Genomic DNA, 21,990 nt, shown 5'->3' on the forward strand with positions numbered 1-21,990 from the left:
GTTTATTTCTCTAATAACTTATAGACTGCATTGAGAAGATCATTTTCCCTGTTGGGTCTGGGGGCGTCACGGTTTACGATGTTTCCTTCCTTGTCTATCAACATATAGGTGGGGAAGGAGCGAACCTGCAGGAACTTCTCAATAGCCCTTTGCTGCTCATCGGGCAAGTTATAGTGGACGGCAATTTTGCCGGTCAGTCCATATTCCTTGATAATGTTTTTCCACGATTTGTCTGAGGAATGGTTGCAGAGATATAAGAATATCACGTCTTTTCCCTCAAACAGTTTCTTGGCGCTTCCTGCATATTGCATCATGTCCTTGCACGGACCGCACCAGGTGCCCCATACATCCAGATAAACCACTTTCCCTTTATAAGGCTCAATGATTTTGCGGAATAATTGTTCTCCGTCTGTGATCTCTGCCAGAGGTTCGTTAGGCATCAGGCTTTCGGGATATTCGATGGCCTTATGGGATATTTCTTCGTATATCCCTTGTTGGTTTAATACATAAGCCTGTAGGGAAGGATTAGAAACTTCTGCTTTGAATTTATTGATGAGGCTGTCCGGCAATTCTTTGTGAGTCTGCTGCAACATCTCATAATAGCAATTTGCCTTTAGTATCTCCTTTAATTTTTCGTCCATTTGCAGGGAGTCAATGATAGCAAGGGTACGATTGATGGAATTAGCGAGCAAGTTTCCCATCATATAGTCATTGAAAATTTCGTCTCTGCCTACGAGGCTCTGTATTGTTTTGATGCTCGGTTCCATCTTTTTGTTGTAGGCAGCCATTGTCAGCGAGTCAGCCGTATTCGCAGCTTTCATTTTTTCAATTTCTTGTTCGAAGTTACTGAAGGCGTGTAATGCGTCTTTTTCTTCTTGTGATAGCTGAATCTTTCCGTCCCTTTCAAATTTGAGATAGAGCATTTCCATCTTTTGAGGAGTCACGGTCAATCTGTTTGAAGAAGCGGGAGCAATGTCCGTTATGTATCCGACGTAATCCCGCAGGAAAGAACCATAATCTCTGAGAAGCGTATAAGGCTCTACCGGACGGGGATATAGTGCCGAGTCTACATAACTCATAAATTTCGGTTGCAGATGCTCCTGCTTGTTACGGTCTACCGAAAAGCGGCGCTGCATCAGGTCACGTGCGGCGTTGTAGCGGATTTCCTGTTCTGTGTAATAGCGGAACTTGTGCGAGAGAAGCGGATGATCATTGAGCATCTTTGCACGATATTCTGATTTATGACGGATGATATCCTGCGTCTTTTGCAAATATTCCATATTTTCCATTTTTTCTCCTTCGTCGTAGCCGATATATTCACTGAGTCCTTCGTGGGCCAGCAGTTCGTTGAGGATACGTGCCTTTTCTCCCATCACTAATTTCTTTTTGTCAGCGAAGTCCACATAGAGGAAATAGGTCTCTCCCGGCTCTACGGATGTACAGATAGTGGTACGTCCCCAATCGATGAACACGTTGTGGCTGTTCAATACAGGGAAACGGAGGGTGAACCTTCCAAGTGAGTCGATTTCGGTTGTATATTCTTCTTCATTATTGGTGATCATATCCGGTACGTCTACTTCGAAAGGACGTGTCGAAGGCAGGTTACGCAGGTATCCGATGAGAGTCACGCTATCCGTTTGATAACCATTGTCTACGAAAGGAGTGGTATCAGCTACCGGATAATCGGGTAGATATTTGTCGTTACAAAGAACATATGTCTGTGCCTTTTCTTTTCCGACAGACAGGGTGCAGGATGTTTCATCTTTACGAGTTAAACGTACTTTCAGTTGTTCTGTTCCATTTTTCAGGATGATGGTGGTCTGATTCTTTTGGGTGTTTATCGACTCATAATCCCAAAATTGACATTGGTAGACAGCAAAGTCTTCGAAGAATCCGATGCGCCAGTCCCCGGTTGCTTGATTGATCCAACATCCGGCGAAAGCATATATTTCAGGGTGTGAGGCGATGGGAGAGACTTTTTCATTTTGCAGTTCAGCGGCTACGTTCATTGTTTTCGGCAGGGGGAAGCTGAGGTAAAGCAGTTTGTATGATTCTCCGCTTTTGACGAGCAGCCGATATTCTTTATTGAGAAAATATCCGGCCGATAAGATATCCCATGTTTTTCCGTCATAGAGCAGTTTTCCGTCACGGGTGAATTCGTAGATTACTTTTCCGGATAATCCTTTCACCCATTTCTGATAAACACGGTCGGGCAATGTAAGGGGAGTGAGCGGTTCCGTGTGGTCGGGGACTTGCTTGCGGATACAGTTCTTCGGCTCTTTCCAGCCTTTGTACCAGATGGTGGCGGCGTCATTGCCGGTAGGTGTGATACGGAATTCCGTCGTATCTCCTTTCTGATTGCGTAAATGGAAGAAGTAGCTGCCGTCAGCTTCCTGTTTTATCTGTTCGGCATAAAAAACGACATAATAGTTCTCTACGAAATTCTCTCCGATGAGCGGACCGTTCCAGTCAGACACATTGTCTGCTTTAAATTGCCAGTAGCCTCGCAAAGATTCGGGAATTGTCTGATAAGTGCCGGATTGGGCGAAAGCGATAGTCTGTGTACTGCATAAAAGCAAAAGACCTATCAGGAGAAAACAGTAGGGGGGTCTCATGGTGTGTTTTTATTTAAGTTAGTATTTCGATTTATGACAAAGGTATTTTAATACCGGAATAATGAGGTGTGGTAAGTTTATTATTTGTAGTAGTTTAACTATTTTCTTCCCGATTCGTATCAAGATATTGAACTTGTCATTATCTTTGCAGCGTTATTTTAAACTCTTAATTTATATCGTGTTATGAGAGCTAAGAAGTTTGCATGCTGTTTGATGGTCATGTCATTGCTGGCAGGTATTTCATTTATTTCCTGTGGCAATAGCTCCAGGGCGAAAGTAGAAAGTGAAGCAGCACAGACAGGAGAAGATTTCAAGTCGTTTCTGGATAAGTTTACTTCCAGTGCGGCGTTTCAGTATACTCGTGTCAAGTTTCCGTTGAAAACGCCGGTTACTTTATTGGCGGATGACGGGGAAACTGAGAAAACGTTCCCTTTTACGAAGGAAAAGTGGCCGTTGCTGGACAGTGAAACGCTGAAAGAAGAACGTATCACTCAGGAAGAGGGCGGTGTTTATGTATCTAAGTTTACGCTGAACGAACCGGCGCATAAGGTATTTGAGGCGGGATACGAAGAATCGGAGATCGACTTACGTGTGGAGTTCGAATTGCTGCCCGATGGAAAATGGTATGTAGTAGACTGTTATACCGGCTGGTATGGATATGATTTGCCGATTGCAGAGCTGAAACAAACCATTCAGCACGTGCAGGAAGAGAATGCGGCTTTTAAAGAACTTCACCCTTAAGGGCAGGACCGGCAGAGAGCATATCGGTCATTATTTATAAGAGATAGCACATAATTTGAACTATTTTGTACGATTTGAACCCCTCTTTCCAACAAAAGAGGGGTTTCTTTGCATTCGGGAGATGAACAGGTGATCTTCTCTGTAAATACCGGCTAATGATAAACCGATTTACCATCGGACCTAAAACGATATATTCTATGATAAAGCAATCTTTTACTCTGTCAGTGACAATGCTGATATTGTCTTTTCTCTGTCCGGCATTCCTCAATGCGCAGATAGTTACGGATGAGCGGATGTTCTCTTTTGAAGAGCCGCAGTTACCTGCCTGTATAACCGGTGTTCAGTCTCAGTTAGGCATATCCGGTGCACATTATAAAGACGGGAAACATTCGTTGGAATGGACCTTCGAACCGAACGGGAGACTGGAACTCCGGAAAGACCTGAAGTTTGAAAAGAAGGACCCGACAGGGAAAGACCTGTATCTTTCCGCTTTCATCGTATGGATATACAATGAGCAGCCTCAGGACGCTGCTATCGAGTTTGAATTTCTGAAAGACGGCCGTAAGTGCGCTTCTTTTCCTTTCGGCATCAATTTCAAAGGTTGGCGTGCGGCATGGGTCTGCTATGAACGCGATATGCAAGGCACGCCGGAAGAAGGAATGAACGAGCTCCGCATCGTGGCTCCCGATGCAAAAGGACGCCTTTTCATCGATCATCTGATCACTGCGACAAAGGTGGATGCCCGCCAGCAGACAGCCGATCTGCAAGTCCCCTTTGTCAATGCCGGCACTACCAATCACTGGCTGGTACTCTACAAACACTCCCTGCTGAAACCGGACATCGAACTGACTCCCGTAAGCGACAAGCAGCGGCAGGAAATGAAACTGCTGGAAAAGCGTTTCCGTGACATGATCTATACCAAAGGGAAGGTGACGGAGAAAGAAGCCGAAACCATCCGTAAGAAATACGACCTCTATCAGATAACCTATAAGGACGGGCAAGTGTCCGGAGTGCCCGTTTTCATGGTGCGTGCTTCCGAAGCCTACGAACGGATGATTCCGGACTGGGACAAGGATATGCTGACCAAGATGGGAATAGAGATGCGTGCCTATTTTGACTTAATGAAACGGATTGCCGTGGCTTACAATAACAGTGAGGCAGGATCACCGATCCGCAAGGAGATGAGGCGGAAATTTCTTGCGATGTACGACCATATCACCGATCAGGGAGTGGCTTACGGTAGTTGCTGGGGCAATATTCATCATTACGGATATAGCGTGCGCGGACTTTATCCGGCTTATTTCCTGATGAAAGATGTATTGCGGGAAGAAGGAAAACTGCTCGAAGCGGAGCGTACGTTGCGTTGGTATGCCATCACCAACGAAGTATATCCCAAGCCGGAAGGCAACGGAATCGACATGGATTCTTTCAATACACAAACCACCGGGCGTATCGCAAGCATTCTGATGATGGAAGACACACCGGAGAAGCTGCAATACTTGAAATCCTTCTCCCGATGGATTGACTACGGCTGCCGTCCTGCACCGGGACTGGCCGGTTCTTTCAAAGTGGACGGAGGAGCTTTCCATCACCGTAATAACTATCCTGCCTATGCCGTTGGAGGACTGGACGGGGCAACAAATATGATATATCTTTTCAGTCGGACAAGCCTTGCCGTTTCCGAATTGGCACACCGGACGGTCAAAGATGTCTTGCTTGCCATGCGTTTCTACTGCAATAAACTGAACTTTCCCTTGTCTATGTCCGGGCGCCATCCCGATGGAAAGGGGAAATTAGTTCCCATGCACTATGCGATAATGGCAATTGCCGGAACTCCCGATGGAAAGGGTGATTTTGATAAAGAGATGGCATCCGCCTACCTGCGTCTCGTATCTTCCGATTCTTCTTCTGCGGAACAGGCACCGGAATATATGCCGAAAGTTTCGAACGCTCAGGAGCGTAAGATTGCCAAACGACTGGTAGAGAACGGTTTTCGTGCCGAACCCGATCCGCAGGGTAATCTCTCGCTAGGCTATGGCTGTGTATCTGTGCAACGGCGTGAAAACTGGTCGGCTGTGGCACGCGGACATTCACGCTACCTTTGGGCAGCCGAACATTATCTGGGACACAACCTCTATGGACGTTATCTGGCACATGGAAGTCTCCAGATACTGACAGCACCTCCGGGACAGACAGTGACTCCCGCCACCAGCGGATGGCAGCAGGAAGGTTTCGACTGGAACCGTATTCCGGGAGTGACTTCCATCCATCTCCCGCTGGACCTGCTCAAAGCCAACGTGCTGAATGTAGATACATTCTCCGGAATGGAAGAGATGCTTTATTCGGATGAAGCCTTTGCCGGCGGCCTGTCACAAGGAAAGATGAATGGTAACTTCGGAATGAAACTGCACGAACACGATAAGTATAACGGAACGCATCGTGCACGAAAATCCTTCCATTTCATCGATGGAATGATCGTTTGTCTAGGCTCGGATATCGAGAATACAAACACGGACTATCCTACGGAGACGACCATCTTCCAACTGGCGGTGACAGATAAAGAGGCACATGACTATTGGAAGAATAATGCGGGTGAAGGAAAAGTATGGATGGATCATCTGGGTACCGGATATTATGTGCCGGTTGCTGCAAGATTCGAGAAAAACTTTCCGCAATACTCCCGTATGCAGGATACAGGCAAAGAAACGAAAGGAGACTGGGTATCATTGATTATCGACCATGGGAAAGCACCGAAAGCGGGAAGCTACGAATATGCCATTCTGCCGGGAACCGACCGGAAGACGATGACTGCCTTTGCAAAGAAGCCTGCCTACAGCGTATTACAGCAAGACCGGAATGCACATATCCTTGAATCGCCTTCTGATAAGATAACTTCTTATGTGCTTTTTGAAACTCCCCAGTCACTGCTTCCCGGTGGATTATTGCAGCGTACGGATACGTCCTGCTTAGTGATGGTCCGTAAGGAATCTGCTGATAAAGTATTATTGACTGTAGCTCAACCGGATTTGGCATTGTATCGTGGTCCGAGTGATGAGGCTTTCGATAAAGACGGAAAACGTATGGAGCGCAGCATCTATTCCCGCCCGTGGATTGACAATGAAAGCGGTGAGATTCCTGTGACGGTGACTCTGAAAGGCAGGTGGAAGGTAGTGGAGACCCCTTACTGCAAGGTGGTATCCGAGGATAAAAAACAAACGGTGCTTCGCTTCCTCTGTAAGGATGGAGCCAGCTATGAGGTAGAACTGGAGAAATAATCTTTTGTTCTGTGGCATGCTATCTGAATAATCAGATCCCCCAAGAGCATTTACGGCCAAAGGAATCGGCTGTAATAGCAGCAATGAAAGCTGAGGAGCCTACATATCGGTCAGGCTCTCCACAGTGATTTGATAGCCGTTTTGCTCTCATGCTCTAACAAATGGTCTGTATCCTTTTATTCATCGTGGTTTTCGGTGTGGTAGCAACTGTGGTGGCAGGTATGAGAGCAAACGGTTGCTCTCACTCTGTCTTATCCTGATCTGTCTCATTTCTACAATGTTATCTTTTGACTTACAGGATGTTAATAGCTGATTTCTCAACTGTTAACGTTTGATCTCTCAGCCATTAATAATTGAGAAATCAGCTATTAATGACTGAGAGATCATCCATTATTGACTAATAAATGATTTAATGCTTCCTAAAAGAACAGGTCAATTGAAACAACTGATACGGTTGAGTTAATCGGATCGGGCGGTCAAATCATCCGAATCGAGTATTTCTCCTGATTGTTTCATGGGGCGAAACTTTTGGTTTCATGCCTTGAAACCTTTAGTTTCAAGTAATGAAACCAATGGTTTCAACCTTTGAAACTAAAAGTTTCAAGCGTCTGAAACTTTTTGAAACAAATTGAGACTGACTAATAAGTCAATAGTATCATTAATTCCCTTCCCGAAGGAGGAGATTTAAGATACCACCGACTTTTTAGTCGGCCTTAAAGTGATGTAGGAACTTAAATTCTGTTGAATGATCTTCTGCAAATTAGAACATGAACATAGCGACTGCTACAATACGGTTGTTGCTGACGGAGTGGGTGTCTATGATTTTACCATCCGATTTATCCAGCTTGCCGTACCATGCCGAACTCAATGTATATTCAACTCCGAACTTCCAGTGAGGAACGTTGTAGGTAAGTTCAGCTCCGGCAGTTACCAGTTTATCGAGGTTGGTTCCTGTTCCATAGAGTTTTTCAGAGACTAATTCGTCGCTTGTTCCTAAGTTTTTGGCGTATCCTACAAAGATTCCCGGTTTCCATTTCTGTCCGTAGACCACATTCAGCCAGGAACTGGAGAAGCGTATCGGAGTGTATTCCTGCTCTTTTGTCTTGTTGTCTATGTGCTTAATTCCAAATCCTCCCAAACCGGATGCTTGTGTCAGGTTGGAACCTAATACGCTCTTGGCGCCGATGAACCAATTTTTATTGGTATATTTTACATGAGCCTCATAAGAGAGGGTAGTGATACGTTCGTCTACTTTGTACGTATGTGGGATTGATATAGTACTATTGGTGGTCGGATCAAACGTCTTTTCTTCCCATGAAGATTGAGTACGTGGCTTTAATGAAATCATTTCGATGCCGGCACCCGCCAGAAATCCTCCGTTTTTGTAATCTGCTCCGACATAAATCTCAGGGATATTGCTCTTCTTTATGTATTCCTGACTTTTACCGGCAGGTCCTTGTGACAGATACTGAGACTGCCATACCAACGCTCCGGTCAACTGAAGGTGTTTATTGTTGAAGCGATAACGAATCTGCGGTGCACGGCTGAACGGCTGGAACGGTGCTCCTACGGAAAGATTAAGAATCTGAGGAGAAACATCACCGAACAACGGATGCCATGTCTGACCTACCAGTACAGCCGACTTTCCCCAGTCCAGGTTAAAGTATGCATGGCGCAGACGAATGGTGGAGTAAGAAGTTCCCGACCCGCGGAAGTCCACTTCCACTTTGGCGGATGTCTTGGCTGTTCCCAACTTCGGGCCTGCCACATCCAGTCCCAAACGGGAGTATAATGTATAGAAATTACTGTTCGATGTAGCGTTCAGGTCTTCACCATTGCCGTCGAGCACTTCATCTTTGGGATACATGTAGAACAATCCGTCTACAGTTTCCTCGTTGGCACGGCTGTTATAGTAGAAGTCCGTGCGAATCTGTCCGTAGAATTTGAATTTAAAATCCTTTAATTGTGCGAAACTACTTGATAGTGTCATCAAGCAGAGAGATAATAGAATGTATTTTTTCATAATGTGCTTGTTAATAAACGGGCGCAAAATTACATAAAATAACTGATTCTCAATCTACCGTTGATTAAAAAAGGCACTGACAGCCTGATAATATTTGCTGATATTCGTACTTTTATGAATCGCTTTCAGTACTTTTCTGTCGGTTTGGGGCGCCAGGTATTCCCAAAAGGTCTTCATTTTAGTCAGTAGCTGTCCCTCTCCTCCTTCCAATAGTACGTCGTAATTGTTGTACACGCTTTTGTGCATGGATTTCAGTCTATCCCTCATTTCATCGGGCGCGAGCGTACGGTTTTCTTTGTATTCCAGTGCTAAAGCCGGATTTGCCAGTAGTCCGCGTCCTATCATGATTCCCGCCAGTGAGGGGAATTGTGTGCTGATGCGTTGAATATCTTCCAAATTATGAATGTCTCCATTGTAAACAAGCGGAAGCTGACAGACCTCCCGGAAAGCTGAGAATCCTTGCAAGTCAACTTCTCCTTTGTAACCTTGTTTGCCCAGACGGGGGTGCATGGTGATCTGGCGCAGAGGCAGGTCATTCAGTATGGGAGCGAGTGCCAGGCATTCATCCGGCTGTTCCCATCCCAGTCTCATTTTGACGGAGAAGCTGATCTGCGGATATCGGGTGACAATGCTGAGCAATGCTTTCACCTCTTCGGGATAAGGAAGTATGCCGGAGCCGTTATGACGTTTCGCCAGAAGCGGGAACGGACAGCCTAGGTTTATATCCACTTCCTGATATCCTTTTTCGATGAAAAGGGATAAAATCACTTCTGCTTTCTCTGCCGATGAGGCTATCAACTGAGGAATCAGGTGGGGCACCCCATTGTTCTCAGGTTCGATTCCCCGGACATCTCTGCGCCGGAAGTTCCCTTTTTCCAATCGTACGAACGGAGTATAATAGGTGTCTACACCGCCGAAGAAGGCGTCATGTGCATTGCGGTAAATTGCTTCGGTGTAACCTTGCAGCGGAGCAAAATGGATGGGTAGTGTATCTTGCATATCTTTTAATTTGCTATTCGTTATTCGTTATCTTTTCTCTAATAAAGCTTTTCCTTTTTCTGTCAGCCGATACTTCTGTTTCGGGCTTTTAGGCTGGTCAGGGAAAATTGGCTCTATAACTCCTGTTTCAACAGCAGGCTTTAAGTATTCTTTTGAAAAATAGCTACGGTTTTTCAATTCTAAAAGCTCCATCATTTCCTTAACGGAATAGGTGTTATATTCCATTATATTCAATAGGGACTGAACTTGTATGGTACTTATGTGGTGCTTATGTGGTACTTGCATGGTGCTTGTGTGGTTATTTGTCCCGTATCGGAAAACAAGTATTACAAAACCATTGGCCAACTTAAATTCCGGTTCCGGTAAATTGGCTTTTCGACATTCTTCTGTCATTAAGCTGATACCACGTCCCCAGTTTTCCAATAACTTGCGCTTATAGAGGACATTGGCAATTAAAGGATTCCGAGGTTCTGAACAATGTTCGGATTTCATCCTTTCCATATCCCAGCCATGAGGGAATGTTCCAGGATTTTCAATTTCCACACGGTCATCATAAATAGCTATTCCTACAGAGCCGCCTGGAGTCCGGAATTGTCTATGGCAAAGTGAATTGATAATCCCTTCTCGTATAGCTTTATAAGGAATCGTCAAATGTTCTTCCCGCTCCAAAGCTTCGGTTGTGCCTGACAAAGAAAGGTGCTTGAATATAAAGGTCATTGCTGAATCAAGCAATTGGAACAGATTACCTTGTACGCGCTGATTATCCATAAAGACCATTTTATCTGTTCCTTTGAAACGCGCCAGCCTTAAAAGACATTGCGGATATTCTATCAGTTCCCTGTTGGCAAACAGTACAGCGGCAGCATTGTTTAATACGCCATTCACCAGTAACCCAAATTTTTCTAAAATAATGGAGAGGTTGTTTCCTGTATTCTCTGGCAAACGACCACATTCTATTCCGAGTCTGACCGTTTTCAGAATTTCATTTTCATCCATATCCTGCAAAGAGAGTTTAGGGTTTTCAAACAGTTCCCAACGATATTTTGCCTCGTCGCGAATTATCAGCAATTGATTATACACTGCTTGTGGCATGGCGGATGTTACACTTTCTACACGATAATAAGGACGACTTTTATAGCAAAATGGGCGGTTGTCTCTTGAATTTTCAACATGGAGTGCTATTATTTTCTTACTACTGTCTGGAAGGGGAATATAAAAGACGTGTACGTTTGCTGTTGGCTCTAATCTGTTGATAGCCTCCGCAATGCTCCTTTTGGTTACATCGGCAACCTCTTGCCCGATTATCTTGCCTTTGTCTGTAATGCCGAATAAGACCGTTCCGCCTTCTCCGTTAAGAAAAGCACAAAGCGTTTCCATGCCACGTTCCAATTGTCCGGTGGTTTCTTTAAATTCCACTTGTTCATTTTCAGTTTGGGCTATGAGTTCCTTTATATCTTCTATATCTTCAGGGTGGTCTGCTTTCATACTGCGTATATTATTGATTTACAAAAGTACTTAAAAAACTTCTTATTTCCTGTAGATATACGGAAAAGTAAAAGAGAGGAACCTCCCGGCCCCTCTCTTTTGGGTGTTAAATTGATTAAAGTCTGATTTTCATATACGTTTTTAACTGAAGGTTAGAAAAATCGTGCGGGTGATTGGTTGTTATTTAAGTGCGTTGAGCCATCCGGGTACATAGCCCAGACGTTCCCGCAATTGTGCCTCGTACAAAGATTCGGGGGATACCTTCATACCGGTACTTTCTTCATATGTGACTTGTTGCTGCTCTTTACCGGAGAATTTCACGTTCATACCATGTGTACCGACTACGATAGGCGGGAAAATCTTCCACCATGTATCGCTGTCGCTCCACCATGCGAAGTTAGAAGCGTGAGAATCCGTTCCGGTCACATTCAGATTCCACAGGGTGAGGTCGCCCAGGTGATTGGGGACTTCATTTTCGTCGCCTCCTGCGCGGTAGTATACAAGTCCGCCGCTGCAATTGTCTATCAGCGTGGCACGGGGCTGTGTGGCGTGGGATTCGAAACAGGCGTCATTGCCCCAGGTTACGTTCCATAATACGGTTCCTACACTTGGCTTCGATACGCCGCAACCGTGGAACTGCCCTTGGCAACTCTTGCCGTATACGTCATTTCCTGCACTTTCATCGCGGACTTTGCCGATAAAGACGCGTGAAGAACCTTGCGAACGTACGGCTGAATGTCCGCGTTTTCCACTGATACGGATATCGTATGCCGAGCTGTTGGCAGATTCGGCAAAAGTAAGCGCTTCGCTGACACTCTCGAAGTGGACGTTGCGTACCCATGAATTGACTACACGTTGCAGCAGCAGCGGTTTATAGGCTCCGTCGTATTGCCAGCCTACTTTAGCCTGTTCGGCGTGTCCTTCTCCGTGATGGGCGTAGCCGTCCAATGCGTTTCCTACGAAGCTCAGGTCTTCCACACCGACATTCTCCAGATATTTGTACGTACGGATTTCCCACCCTTCCGTATCGTTATATTTGATGTCGATGTCGTGCATGATCGGTTCGTAGAAAGTGATCTTGCCGTTTGAGGCGGATTTCACCTGATGAAACTCGGTGATTTTGACGCCATACAGGTCGTCGGAGCTTTGGTTGATGGAGATAGGGGCTTTCGCTATCGCCCAGTTCTCGTTGAGGGCAATCGGACCGATCTCTTTCTTTACCAGTTCCCTGTCTCCGCTGCGCAAGCGCAACTGTACCCACTGTCCGGAGGAGATTCCGGTGGTTCCGCTGACTTTCACGGTAAAGTCTCCGCGCTTGGCATTCTCGGTAACGGAAGCAAGCTTGGGGGAGTTACCGGCATTGTTCGGACCGTTGGTGTGCTTGATTGCCAACAGTATAGGTGATGAACTGAGGTTGCTGATACTTGTCGGCAGATTAGGCGTTTCCATGATCAGACGGGTCTTGTCGGGACCGTCGCCTTTGATCACAAAGTTACCGCCATAGATTTCAATGCCACTGCTGACATTGTTGTTTTTCGAATCAACGGCATCCTTCTGCTTGCTTTCGTCGCGGGTGTTATCGTCGTCGTTGTGAAGAATGTAGTCGCCTGCGGGGAAATAGATTACAATCTTCGCGTTGGCGTTCAGCTTGTTGGTTCCGTTTACTCTTGTCATGCCTTTCTCTTGCAGGATGCTGATCAGCGCTTCACGGGCGGTCATGTTCTTGGCGGTCATGCGCTCTTTTACGTTGATCACTTGGTATCCTAAAGAAAATGCGCCTTGCGGCGCACTTTCTCCATGATTATATCCGGCATACGAATAGTCGGGTAGCACATTGTCCTCTCCCTGCCTGAAGCGTTGCCAAGCTAAAGCCGAGTTGGCATCTATCTCCGTGGTCAGCAGTTTTACCGGAAGTTTCACTACCCGGCAGTAACCTTCTTTCGAGAATATCTTGATGTAAATCTGTTCTTCGTATTCTTTCCCTTGCACGTTTGTTTTGGGGGCGGTGACGATCAGTTTGTTTTCCGTCAGTTTCACGCCCCATGTCTGGTTTTCGATGGTGGCTGTTTCCACGTTGGCTTGTTCTACAAGGAATTCCTGCTTTTGTCCCAGACCGAAAGTGGCTGTGCCTTCATACTTGATTGTCAGGTAGAAGTCTTTTCCGTAGATGGGGACTTTTACTTGGCTGTTGTCGGCACGGATGGTAAAGGTGATCTGTCCGGTCGCTTCGTCGATGGTTACGTTGCTGAACAGGGAACTTGCGTTGGCAACGGCTTGCGTTCCGTCGGCAATCTGGTTGTTGCCCAATTTGTTCCAGGTGCTTCCGTTGTCGATAGAGATCAGCCAGAAACCGTTTGCATCTACCTTCAGTTTCGGGGTGACGCCTGCTGTTCCCGCTTCGGGGATGGCGCTTACCGGTTTGTCGTTAACGAGCAGTTCGGTGGTCATGTCGTTGATGGTATATGCCCAGTGACCTGACGCGTTGACGCTGAACAAAGGCATATCGTTCATGTCTACTTTGCCGCTGTATATGGTTACAGTTTCGCCGTTACTCAGTTCGATGGTATAGTTATCCTGTTCATCCTTGCTATATCCCACCACCAGAATCTTACCTTCAACCATCTGCTGATAGTTGCTGATGTCCGAGTTCATCTGTTCTATGCTCGCTTCCAGATTGGCTACCCGTTCTTTCAGGTTGTCAATGTCGGAGCGCAGATCATCCCGTTCGTCGCACGAGTAAAGTGCGACGAGGAGGGTGATACATATGATTGATATTACTTTTTTCATACGTTAGTCGGTATTAGTTGGTTGCACCGTATTCGGCATATTCTGCATTCGGAACGAAGATACCGTTGGCGAGGTCGAAGGTGCCGCCGTCGAACGGATTGGATGTTAATGCTTTCAGTTCTTCTGCTCCTTCAAACGGTAGTTTACCTCCATAGAACATTTGCCAATTATAAGTCATAGTTTTGTAAAGGAGGTTATCTGCGCAAATATCTCCTGTTGGGGATGTTATCTGAGGACGAATGATGACTACATTACCTGTTCCGTCTGTATTTGTCCAGAAGATATTATTTTTAATAGAGGTTTTCGCCAGATTGCCTATGTTTACGTAGCCACCGGTATTTGTTTCCAAGTTTATAAATGTATTGTTTTCTATGGTCAGACTGGCTATACCTGAAGCTGAACCATTGAATAAAACCAATTGATTTACTTTACCTGACGGACAATAGAATGTGTTGTTTCTAAAGATGACATTGCCATAATCCTGATTCTTATTACTGCTGGTATTGATAATAAACTGTTGTGTAACAGCTGTTATCTTGATGGTACTATTTTCCATGCTGAAATTGGCAATGCTCCTTTTGTCGTTAGTAATGGCACTTACAGGTTTGCCATTAAGTACAATCTGACATTGATCAAAAGCTACATTAGCAAATGACTCGTCTGCATAAACAGTAAACAGATAATTAGTGAATCCCTCGGCTGCTTTAAATACAATGTTTTTACACAAGAAATGTCCAGTCTCGGTATTTTGTCTGAGTCTGATATAATTTCCTGTAATTGCCACTGTACTGATGTTTTGTGAATCATCTCCGATGAAAAGCAAATTAGCAGCATTAACGGTACTGTTATAGTTGACAGTGACCCCTCCTTTGATAAAATAGATGCCTGGAGTAGTGATTGTCTGATCAGAATCAATGTATGTTGCATTCTCGAATTTAGTGTTATTTACTTCAATTCCATTTACCGTAAATGTGGCTCCGCTATTATATAAAGCATAGTAGCTGTCAACTACTTGAATTGCCTTCACCTGAATCTTGGCAACCGCCCAACTGGCACCCTTATTAACCTGCACTGTTACGTCGGAACCGTTATCCGCCGTTGCACGTGTACTCATTGCGTTTGCCGGAGCTGTAATGCTCAATGTAGCTACATTGGTCATTTCATCCGCTTCGCTCACAGTAGCCACCCATCCGGCAGGAGCAGTAACGATAATGTTTTCACCTTTTACTTTTACAGTCGTAGTGGCAGTCTTGCCATAGCCTATTTCCCAGTATCCGTTCTTCATTCCGGTTTCCGGTTCGGTGATTTCGCAAAGCAAGTCTTTTACGATAGGGATAGAGATAGCTTCCGTCTGTCCTTTCAGTTTGACAACGAAGAATTCCCCGGTTGAATCTACGTATACTTCCTCAAAGAAAGAGTCTGCACTGCTTCCTCCGGAACCATCGCTGACTGCGGATACCTTTTGACCGTCTGTGTCGAGTACGTCTTCCCAGCTGGTTCCGTTATCATAACTTACCTGCCAGAAACTTCCCTCGTCCGTAATCCGGAACTTGGGAGCTATACCATCCTTACCGGGAGTGCCCACAGCCTGAACAGGTATGCCATTCTGCATCAATACCTCACCGTTCACTACCCATTGGCCCTCGTCATTGACAGTAATCTCTGGATAAGCAACTTCTCCCTTCGAGCCTTGTGTCAGTGAGATGGTTTCTCCGTTACTCAGTTTCAGTTTATATGTACCGTTTGTATTCGTCACTTCTGTGATAGTCTGACCACCTTCAAGCAGTCGCTTGATAGCTGTCATGTTATCGTTCAATAGACTGACTTGTGCTTCCAAAGACTCTACGCGGTCTTTCAGATTGTCAACATCGTCTCTCAAGTCGTCTGTATCGCACGCTGCCAATGCAAACAGCGCAAATGCGGTTAACATGATTGATTTAAAGTAATTCATAGATATAATGTATTAGTTATTATTTTATTCGTTTATTTTTATTCCACTACGTTTACCACCATGTGGTAAGTAGTCGTGGAGGAATGATCGATATTGGCATTACGAGCGAGGAATGTCACGTTGTAGATACCAATTTGATTGTAGGTATATGTGTACTTATCCAGACGCTGGGTAATATCCTTTACTTTCGTTCCCTGATCGGGGCTGCAAGAGTTAACGGTAATCAGATCGGAAACCAGCCAGCTGTATTTCAGCGGATCGTTGGCATTGGTACTATGGATGAAGAAGGAGCCGCCGCCTACACCTGTCAGGTTCCAGATACCGGATACGTTATTGGTAACTGTCCCGTATTCACGGTCTTTGGTCATGCTGGTCTGATCCTTCAGATTCCATTTGTTCTTCATATTGATCGGAGTAAAGCCGAAAGAACCGGCAGAATATTCTGCTTCCTGTCCGCTCGTCATCACATTATTGATGCGCATCCGCTCAAAGTACATCTTGGATTGTGCCACTGTATTGTCAATGCCACGGTAGCAGATAGCGATTGCAATCCGTTTGCCCATGTATTCTTTCATATCAAAACTGTATGGAGTGGCAAGATCGGCATTGCCTACCGCCGCTGTCGGGAATGCGGACTGCGGAACCAGTTCTTTCCATTTACCGTCTTTCTCAAATTGCTCTACAAGCAAAGAGTCAGCTTCGAAATTATCCTTGTATAATCCGGTGAATTCATCGGAGATATATACGTGTTTCTCCAATGTCGTGCTCGGGTTACCGTACTGGAACCAGATAGAGAAGTTCAGCATAGACGACTTGATCTGTGAAGGATCAATTGTTTCGCGTTCGCGATATTCGTATTTGCTGCCCGCTTCTCCACTGAAGAATGTCAGGAAGTCCGGATCGCCCGAAAGGATGAACTCTATCGGAGTACCTTTTTTGGCAGTAATGATCTGTCCGTCGAAGCTTACATTCTCGTTGGTCGCTACTTTTACGTGCAGACCTACCGCTTCGTCCAGCCCGTCGCTGCAAGCCCCGAAGAAGAGACTTGCTACACAGATGGCTATGAGTTTATATGTTTTCATAATCTATGATACTTTTATCGATGAATACTGTGATTACCAACCCGGATTGTTCTGTGTGATATCTTTGTTCACACTCATTTCCGCATCCGGAATCGGGAAGTAGTTGTAGGTGCTGGAGATGTTGAAGTAGGTATATACGTTGGTAGGTCCCTGCGTCCAGTTGTTGCCGGATTGTGCTTCGGTTACCAATGCTCTCATATTTTTCACATACTCACCCCAGCGGATCAGGTCGAAACGGCGGGTGTATTCGAAACAAAGTTCCATGGCACGTTCGTCTTTCACGGTCTGGCGGAATTCTTCCTGCGTCATGTCGGGAAGCTCGTTCAGTCCGGCACGTTCTCTTACTTCCTTCATACATTGGTAAGCCAGAGTGGTAGGGCCGTTGTTCGCTTCGTTTTCCGCTTCTGCGATCATCAGCAGTACGTCAGCATAGCGCAGGATCGGGAAGTTGATAGACGTATAGTTCTTGTCTTTCTTATCCGCTTCGTATTCACGGCGGTATTTGCCGCACATACGGCTGAAGTTCTTGGTGGCTGTGGTCTTTTCTGTGTCATCTGCGTACTGGTAAGTTCCGCGTTGCTGACCGTATTGGGACATTACTTCAGCAAGTTTGCCCTGCTCAAATTCACGGTGGGTAACGCCTGTATTCTTGCCTCCGGCTTCTTTGTATTCAAACGGAGCGATACTCCAGTTGAAACGTTTGGTATCACCGTTGTTCACATAAAGGTTGTACAGTTTCGGAGTGCTGTAGATAAAGGCATAGCCATATCCGGGGTCTTTGGCTCCCGTCACATCGCTTTTGGAGGACAGATCCGGACCGGCGAGTCCGATGATGTTACCGATACGGCCTTCGGCTTGTGTATCCGAAGTGTTGTTGCCGGCAAATTCGGCTTCCCAGATGCTTTCGTTGGCAGTGGTGTTATACTTGTCGGAACACATATCGATGAAAGGATCCCAGTAGTTGGCAGCTAGTTTGTGACCGGCAGTCATTACTTTCTGGGCATAGAAGCTGGCTCTTTCGAAATAGTCTTTCTTTTCGGCCTGTGTGGCATTGCGACCTTCACGGTAATGCTCGCCTGCACGGAACAGATATACACGTGCCAGTATGCCCCATGCGGTAGACTGAGAGATACGTCCCGGCTTGTAAGCAAGATCGGAGGCCGATTTCAGACCAGTATCGGCGGCATCTGCCATTTCGGAGATGATGAAGTCATAGATTTCCTGCTTGTCCGTACGCGGGATATTCAGGTTGGTAACGCTTTGGGTTGAAACTGTTTTGAAAGGAACATCTCCCCAGCACTCTACCAGATTGAAATAATAGAATGCACGCAGGAAGCGGGCTTCGGCGATGTACTGTTCTTTGACGCCTGCATCGAAACCGTTTACTTTGTCGATGTTTTCGAGGAACATATTGGCACGGTTGATGCCTGAATAGAGGGCATACCAGAAGGCAGTCACGGCGTTGTCACTGGTGGTGGCGTTGTTGCAGATCAGTCCGGTAGATGCGGGACCGCGTCCGCTGCCTCCGTAGTGGGATAAGTCGTCACCGGCTACGAGGTACATATAGTCACCGCCGTAGAAAGTAGGTTGCGACAGTATGGCGTAGATGCCTGTCAGGAAGGAGTTGGCTTCAGCGGGGGTGTTGAAGTAGTTCTCCGGCGTCAGTTTGGTAGGTTCTTTGTCCAGAAAGTCACAGGATGCCATGCTGAAACCTGCCAATAGAGCTATGATTGTTATTTTTAATGCTTTCATAATCGAATTCTTTTTTCTAACTGTTACTATCATTATCCGTTTAGAATCCCAGGCTTACACCGAAGCTGATAGAGTATGCTCTCGGATAGGAAGAGTAGTCCAGACCGGGAGTGAGCGCACTGTTGCGTACAGATACTTCCGGATCATAACCGGAATAACCGGTACATGTCCACAGGTTTTGTGCGGCAACGTAAACACGTGCTTTGTCTATCTTCCATTTCTTCACCAGCTTGGCGGGGAAGGTATAGCCTACTGTTACGTTCTTCAGACGCAGGTACGAACCGTCTTCGATGATGCGTGAAGAGATCACACGGTTGGAAGAGGAGTTGGTAGCCGCAGGGATGTCACTGGTCGGATTTTCCGGTGTCCAGCGGTTGGCATAGCTGGCGAACTGGTTCAATTCGCGTGAACGGTTGTTGGAGCTTTCAAAGAACAGGCGGTTGGCATTCATGATATCGTTGCCGTATGACCACTGGAAGAAGACGCTCAGATCGATGCCTTTATATTCAAAGTTGTTGGTGAAACCACCTGTATGTATCGGAAGTCCGCGTCCGATAATCGTACGGTCGTTGGAGTCAACTACTCCGTCTCCGTTAAGGTCGGCATATTTGGGCATACCCGGCTGAGTGTTGGTCTCAGTAGAGTAGTGGGGCACTCCCGGTTTCAGGCTGTATGAGTTACCCGATTTGTTGAAGTCGTCGTACTTGTATGTACCTTCATAGACATAACCATACATCAGTCCCATCGGCAGACCGACTTTGGCGATGTAGCTGGACTGACCGTTGTAGTTCTGGTCGAATTGCGCGGCAGTCAGCAAGGCTGTCTGATTCTCCGACAATGCCAGTACTTTATTCTTATTGAATGAAATGTTGAAGTTAGTCGTCCACTTGAAGGCGCGTGTCTGGAAGTTGACGGTGTTCAGACTAAGTTCCAGACCATCGTTACGTACTTTACCGATATTCTTGGTAGCGCTGTAATAACCCGAAGAAAAAGGCAGGGAAGCGTCCAGCAACAGGTCGCGGGTGGTCTTCCGGTAAATATCCATCGTTATACCGATGCGTTCGTCGAAGAATCCGAGGTCGAGACCTGCGTTCCATTGTTCGGTTGTTTCCCATTTCAAATCCTTGTTGGGCAGAGAAGTAGGAACAACACCTGCATTCGTCGCATCATTGTCGAACGGATAAACACCGCTTGGGAGGGAGTTTGTCGATGTATACGAGCCGACTCTTGATTTCAATACCGCCAGCAGCGCATAATAATCATATTCGCCGATACGGTTGTTACCCGTGAGTCCCCAGCTCAAACGAACCTTACCGCTGGACAGTACACTTTTCAACGGCTTCATAAATTCTTCTTCCGAGAAGCTCCATGCGAGAGAACCGGAAGGGAAGTATCCGTAACGGTTGTCCTTGTTGAACTTGGAAGAACCGTCGGCACGGAAAGAAACGGTAGCGTAATATTTAGACATATAGTTGTAAGTCACACGTCCGAGGTATGATAACATCGCCCATGAAGACTTTGCCGAAGTGGTAGTACCTGCCTGTCCTTCGCTCATGCCTGCCATACCGAGTGATTCGTTGGGGATGTGCGTTGTGCGGAATGAATAAATCTCATAGTCCGAGTTCTGGAACGTGATACCTCCCAATACATTGAGGAAGTGTTTCTTTTTGATGTTAGTCTGATAAGTCAGGGTGTTTTCGTTCAGCCATGTCAGGCGTTCCTGGCGGGTTACCTGAGCATTCACTTTATCTGTAGAGGTAGGACCTCCGTAGCGGGTATTCGAGTTGTTGAACTGATCCTGCTTGCGTGAATCATAAGTATATCCGGCGGAAACTTTCAGTTTCAGTCCTTTCAGTACTTCGTATTCTGCGAATCCGTTCATTTGAAGATTGTTGGTGTAGCTCTTCCGGTATTCGTTCTTCTGTGATTTGATCGGGTTGAAACGGTAGTCGTTGCTTGAATCTACGGCATTGTCCGTTGAACTGTCCATCAGGAAGCTGAGCGGAGTGTCGGGGGAAGTCACCGGACGGTATCCCCATACGCTATAGAAAAGGTTGTTCATACCACTGTAAGAGGTGGATGATGGAGTACTACCTGTCTGGATAGAGCGTGAATAGTTGGTGGTCAGGCTCATGTTCAGTTTGCCGCGACGGACTACTGTGTTCATACGTCCTTGCATACGTTTGTAACCGGTTTCTATCAGCGTACCGTCCTGATCGAAGTAAGATAAGGAAGCATTGTAGCGTACACCTTCCGTACCACCGGCAAGTCTGACCGTATGATTCTGCTGCCAGGCAGTCTTGAATATCTCGTCCTGCCAGTTATATTGCGGTATGTTTTTATAATCGTCCAGTGTCCATTGCTTGCCTTCGTAGTTCATTAGGTATGAGCCGGCAACGACGGTAGGATACATTTCATTCTGTAGCTTGACAAACTCATAAGCATCCATCATCGGAATAGTGCGGGTGACGTGCTGCACACCGAAACTACCGTCATAGGACAACTGTGCCCGTCCTACCTTACCTTTCTTGGTGGTGATGATGACAACACCGTTGGCACCGCGCGCACCGTAAATGGCCGTAGCCGACGCATCTTTGAGGAAGTCGAGCGACTCGATATCGGAAGGGTTCAGCGTGCTGGCTGCCGATGAATCTTCTATCGGGAAACCGTCGATAACGAACAGCGGCGAGTTTTCTTGTGTCAGTGAGTTGTTACCACGGATCACGATACTCATGTTGCCGCCCGGCATACCTTCGCCCGAAGTTACGTTTACTCCGGCGATACGTCCGCCGAGTGCCTGATCGAATGAAGCGACGGGGGCGGTAAGTACATCTGCCATGTTGGCTTTCGCCACGGAACCCGTAAGGTCGCGGCGGCGTACTTCCTGATAGCCGACAACCACTACTTCGTCCAGCGTTTTAGTATCTTCTTTTAATGTGATGACCATTGGTTTTTGCGAGTCCGCCTTTTGTTCTACGGTGACGTAGCCGATAAAGGAAATAACCAAGGTAGCGTTCTTTTGGGGGATGTTAAGAGTGAATTTACCGTCAAGGTCGGTGATCGTTCCCTGCGAAGTGCCTTTTACCTGAACACTGGCTCCGGGAACACCTTCTCCTAGATTATCCTTCACAGTACCTTTGACAAGTACTTGTGCAAGCACAAATGGAACAGAAAGCAGGAGCATTCCCAAAATGGAGAGCATCCTTTTTCTTGTCTGGTTGGATAGATGTTTTTTCATATATTAAAAATTAAGTGATTTTGTTGAATTTACGATGGCAAA

11 protein-coding genes are annotated in these 21,990 nt (G+C 46.2%); 2 read left to right on the top strand and 9 right to left on the bottom strand.

Annotated elements, in window-relative coordinates; all coding sequences use genetic code 11:
* Window positions 1–2: 2 nt before the first annotated feature.
* A complete protein-coding gene (locus tag KTR07_RS08540) occupies window positions 3–2,615 on the bottom strand; it encodes a TlpA family protein disulfide reductase (RefSeq protein WP_008767534.1) in 2,613 nt (870 codons plus the stop codon).
* A gap of 183 nt (window positions 2,616–2,798) precedes the next feature.
* Between KTR07_RS08540 and KTR07_RS08545 the strand changes: the two genes are divergently transcribed.
* Window positions 2,799–3,356 carry a hypothetical protein gene (locus KTR07_RS08545; protein ID WP_008762925.1) on the top strand — a complete coding sequence of 186 codons (558 nt, stop codon included), beginning with the start codon at window positions 2,799–2,801 and terminating at the stop codon, window positions 3,354–3,356.
* A 197-nt stretch (window positions 3,357–3,553) separates the two neighbouring features.
* The gene (locus KTR07_RS08550) at window positions 3,554–6,631 is read left to right on the top strand and encodes a chondroitinase family polysaccharide lyase (protein ID WP_181981956.1); all 3,078 of its coding nucleotides are present in this window, start codon (window positions 3,554–3,556) and stop codon (window positions 6,629–6,631) included.
* Between the two features lie 760 nt (window positions 6,632–7,391).
* Here KTR07_RS08550 and KTR07_RS08555 read toward each other — a convergent pair.
* From KTR07_RS08555 to KTR07_RS08590, 8 genes are all read right to left on the bottom strand, one after another.
* The gene (locus tag KTR07_RS08555; protein ID WP_008767536.1) at window positions 7,392–8,654 is read right to left on the bottom strand and encodes a DcaP family trimeric outer membrane transporter; all 1,263 of its coding nucleotides are present in this window, start codon (window positions 8,652–8,654) and stop codon (window positions 7,392–7,394) included.
* A gap of 54 nt (window positions 8,655–8,708) precedes the next feature.
* Complete coding sequence (locus KTR07_RS08560) at window positions 8,709–9,653, bottom strand: tRNA-dihydrouridine synthase family protein (protein ID WP_008767537.1); 945 nt, start codon at window positions 9,651–9,653, stop codon at window positions 8,709–8,711.
* Window positions 9,654–9,680: 27 nt separating this feature from the next.
* The gene (locus KTR07_RS08565) at window positions 9,681–11,138 is read right to left on the bottom strand and encodes an ATP-binding protein (protein WP_008767538.1); all 1,458 of its coding nucleotides are present in this window, start codon (window positions 11,136–11,138) and stop codon (window positions 9,681–9,683) included.
* 180 nt (window positions 11,139–11,318) lie between these two features.
* The gene (locus KTR07_RS08570) at window positions 11,319–13,925 is read right to left on the bottom strand and encodes a DUF4955 domain-containing protein (protein ID WP_008767539.1); all 2,607 of its coding nucleotides are present in this window, start codon (window positions 13,923–13,925) and stop codon (window positions 11,319–11,321) included.
* Window positions 13,926–13,938: 13 nt separating this feature from the next.
* Window positions 13,939–15,876 carry a PL29 family lyase N-terminal domain-containing protein gene (locus KTR07_RS08575; RefSeq protein ID WP_070750832.1) on the bottom strand — a complete coding sequence of 646 codons (1,938 nt, stop codon included), beginning with the start codon at window positions 15,874–15,876 and terminating at the stop codon, window positions 13,939–13,941.
* Between the two features lie 38 nt (window positions 15,877–15,914).
* A complete protein-coding gene (locus tag KTR07_RS08580) occupies window positions 15,915–16,958 on the bottom strand; it encodes a DUF5017 domain-containing protein (protein WP_008762931.1) in 1,044 nt (347 codons plus the stop codon).
* A gap of 33 nt (window positions 16,959–16,991) precedes the next feature.
* Window positions 16,992–18,710, bottom strand: coding sequence for a RagB/SusD family nutrient uptake outer membrane protein (locus KTR07_RS08585; RefSeq protein WP_008762932.1), 1,719 nt, complete (start codon window positions 18,708–18,710; stop codon window positions 16,992–16,994).
* Between the two features lie 40 nt (window positions 18,711–18,750).
* Complete coding sequence (locus KTR07_RS08590) at window positions 18,751–21,912, bottom strand: TonB-dependent receptor (RefSeq protein WP_117981511.1); 3,162 nt, start codon at window positions 21,910–21,912, stop codon at window positions 18,751–18,753.
* Between the last annotated feature and the right edge of the window lie 78 nt (window positions 21,913–21,990).

Source organism: Bacteroides sp. MSK.20.82 (assembly GCF_019052485.1).
Classification (GTDB): Bacteria; Bacteroidota; Bacteroidia; order Bacteroidales; family Bacteroidaceae; genus Bacteroides; species Bacteroides thetaiotaomicron.

Excerpts from the sequence above, each read along its gene's own strand:
- KTR07_RS08580 (WP_008762931.1), bottom strand. The coding sequence starts at position 16,958 with ATGAAAACATATAAACTCATAGCCATCTGTGTAGCAAGTCTCTTCTTC.
- KTR07_RS08575 (WP_070750832.1), bottom strand. The coding sequence starts at position 15,876 with ATGAATTACTTTAAATCAATCATGTTAACCGCATTTGCGCTGTTTGCA.
- KTR07_RS08540 (WP_008767534.1), bottom strand. The coding sequence starts at position 2,615 with ATGAGACCCCCCTACTGTTTTCTCCTGATAGGTCTTTTGCTTTTATGC.
- KTR07_RS08545 (WP_008762925.1), top strand. The coding sequence starts at position 2,799 with ATGAGAGCTAAGAAGTTTGCATGCTGTTTGATGGTCATGTCATTGCTG.
- KTR07_RS08555 (WP_008767536.1), bottom strand. The coding sequence starts at position 8,654 with ATGAAAAAATACATTCTATTATCTCTCTGCTTGATGACACTATCAAGT.
- KTR07_RS08560 (WP_008767537.1), bottom strand. The coding sequence starts at position 9,653 with ATGCAAGATACACTACCCATCCATTTTGCTCCGCTGCAAGGTTACACC.
- KTR07_RS08565 (WP_008767538.1), bottom strand. The coding sequence starts at position 11,138 with ATGAAAGCAGACCACCCTGAAGATATAGAAGATATAAAGGAACTCATA.
- KTR07_RS08590 (WP_117981511.1), bottom strand. The coding sequence starts at position 21,912 with ATGCTCTCCATTTTGGGAATGCTCCTGCTTTCTGTTCCATTTGTGCTT.
- KTR07_RS08570 (WP_008767539.1), bottom strand. The coding sequence starts at position 13,925 with ATGAAAAAAGTAATATCAATCATATGTATCACCCTCCTCGTCGCACTT.
- KTR07_RS08550 (WP_181981956.1), top strand. The coding sequence starts at position 3,554 with ATGATAAAGCAATCTTTTACTCTGTCAGTGACAATGCTGATATTGTCT.
- KTR07_RS08585 (WP_008762932.1), bottom strand. The coding sequence starts at position 18,710 with ATGAAAGCATTAAAAATAACAATCATAGCTCTATTGGCAGGTTTCAGC.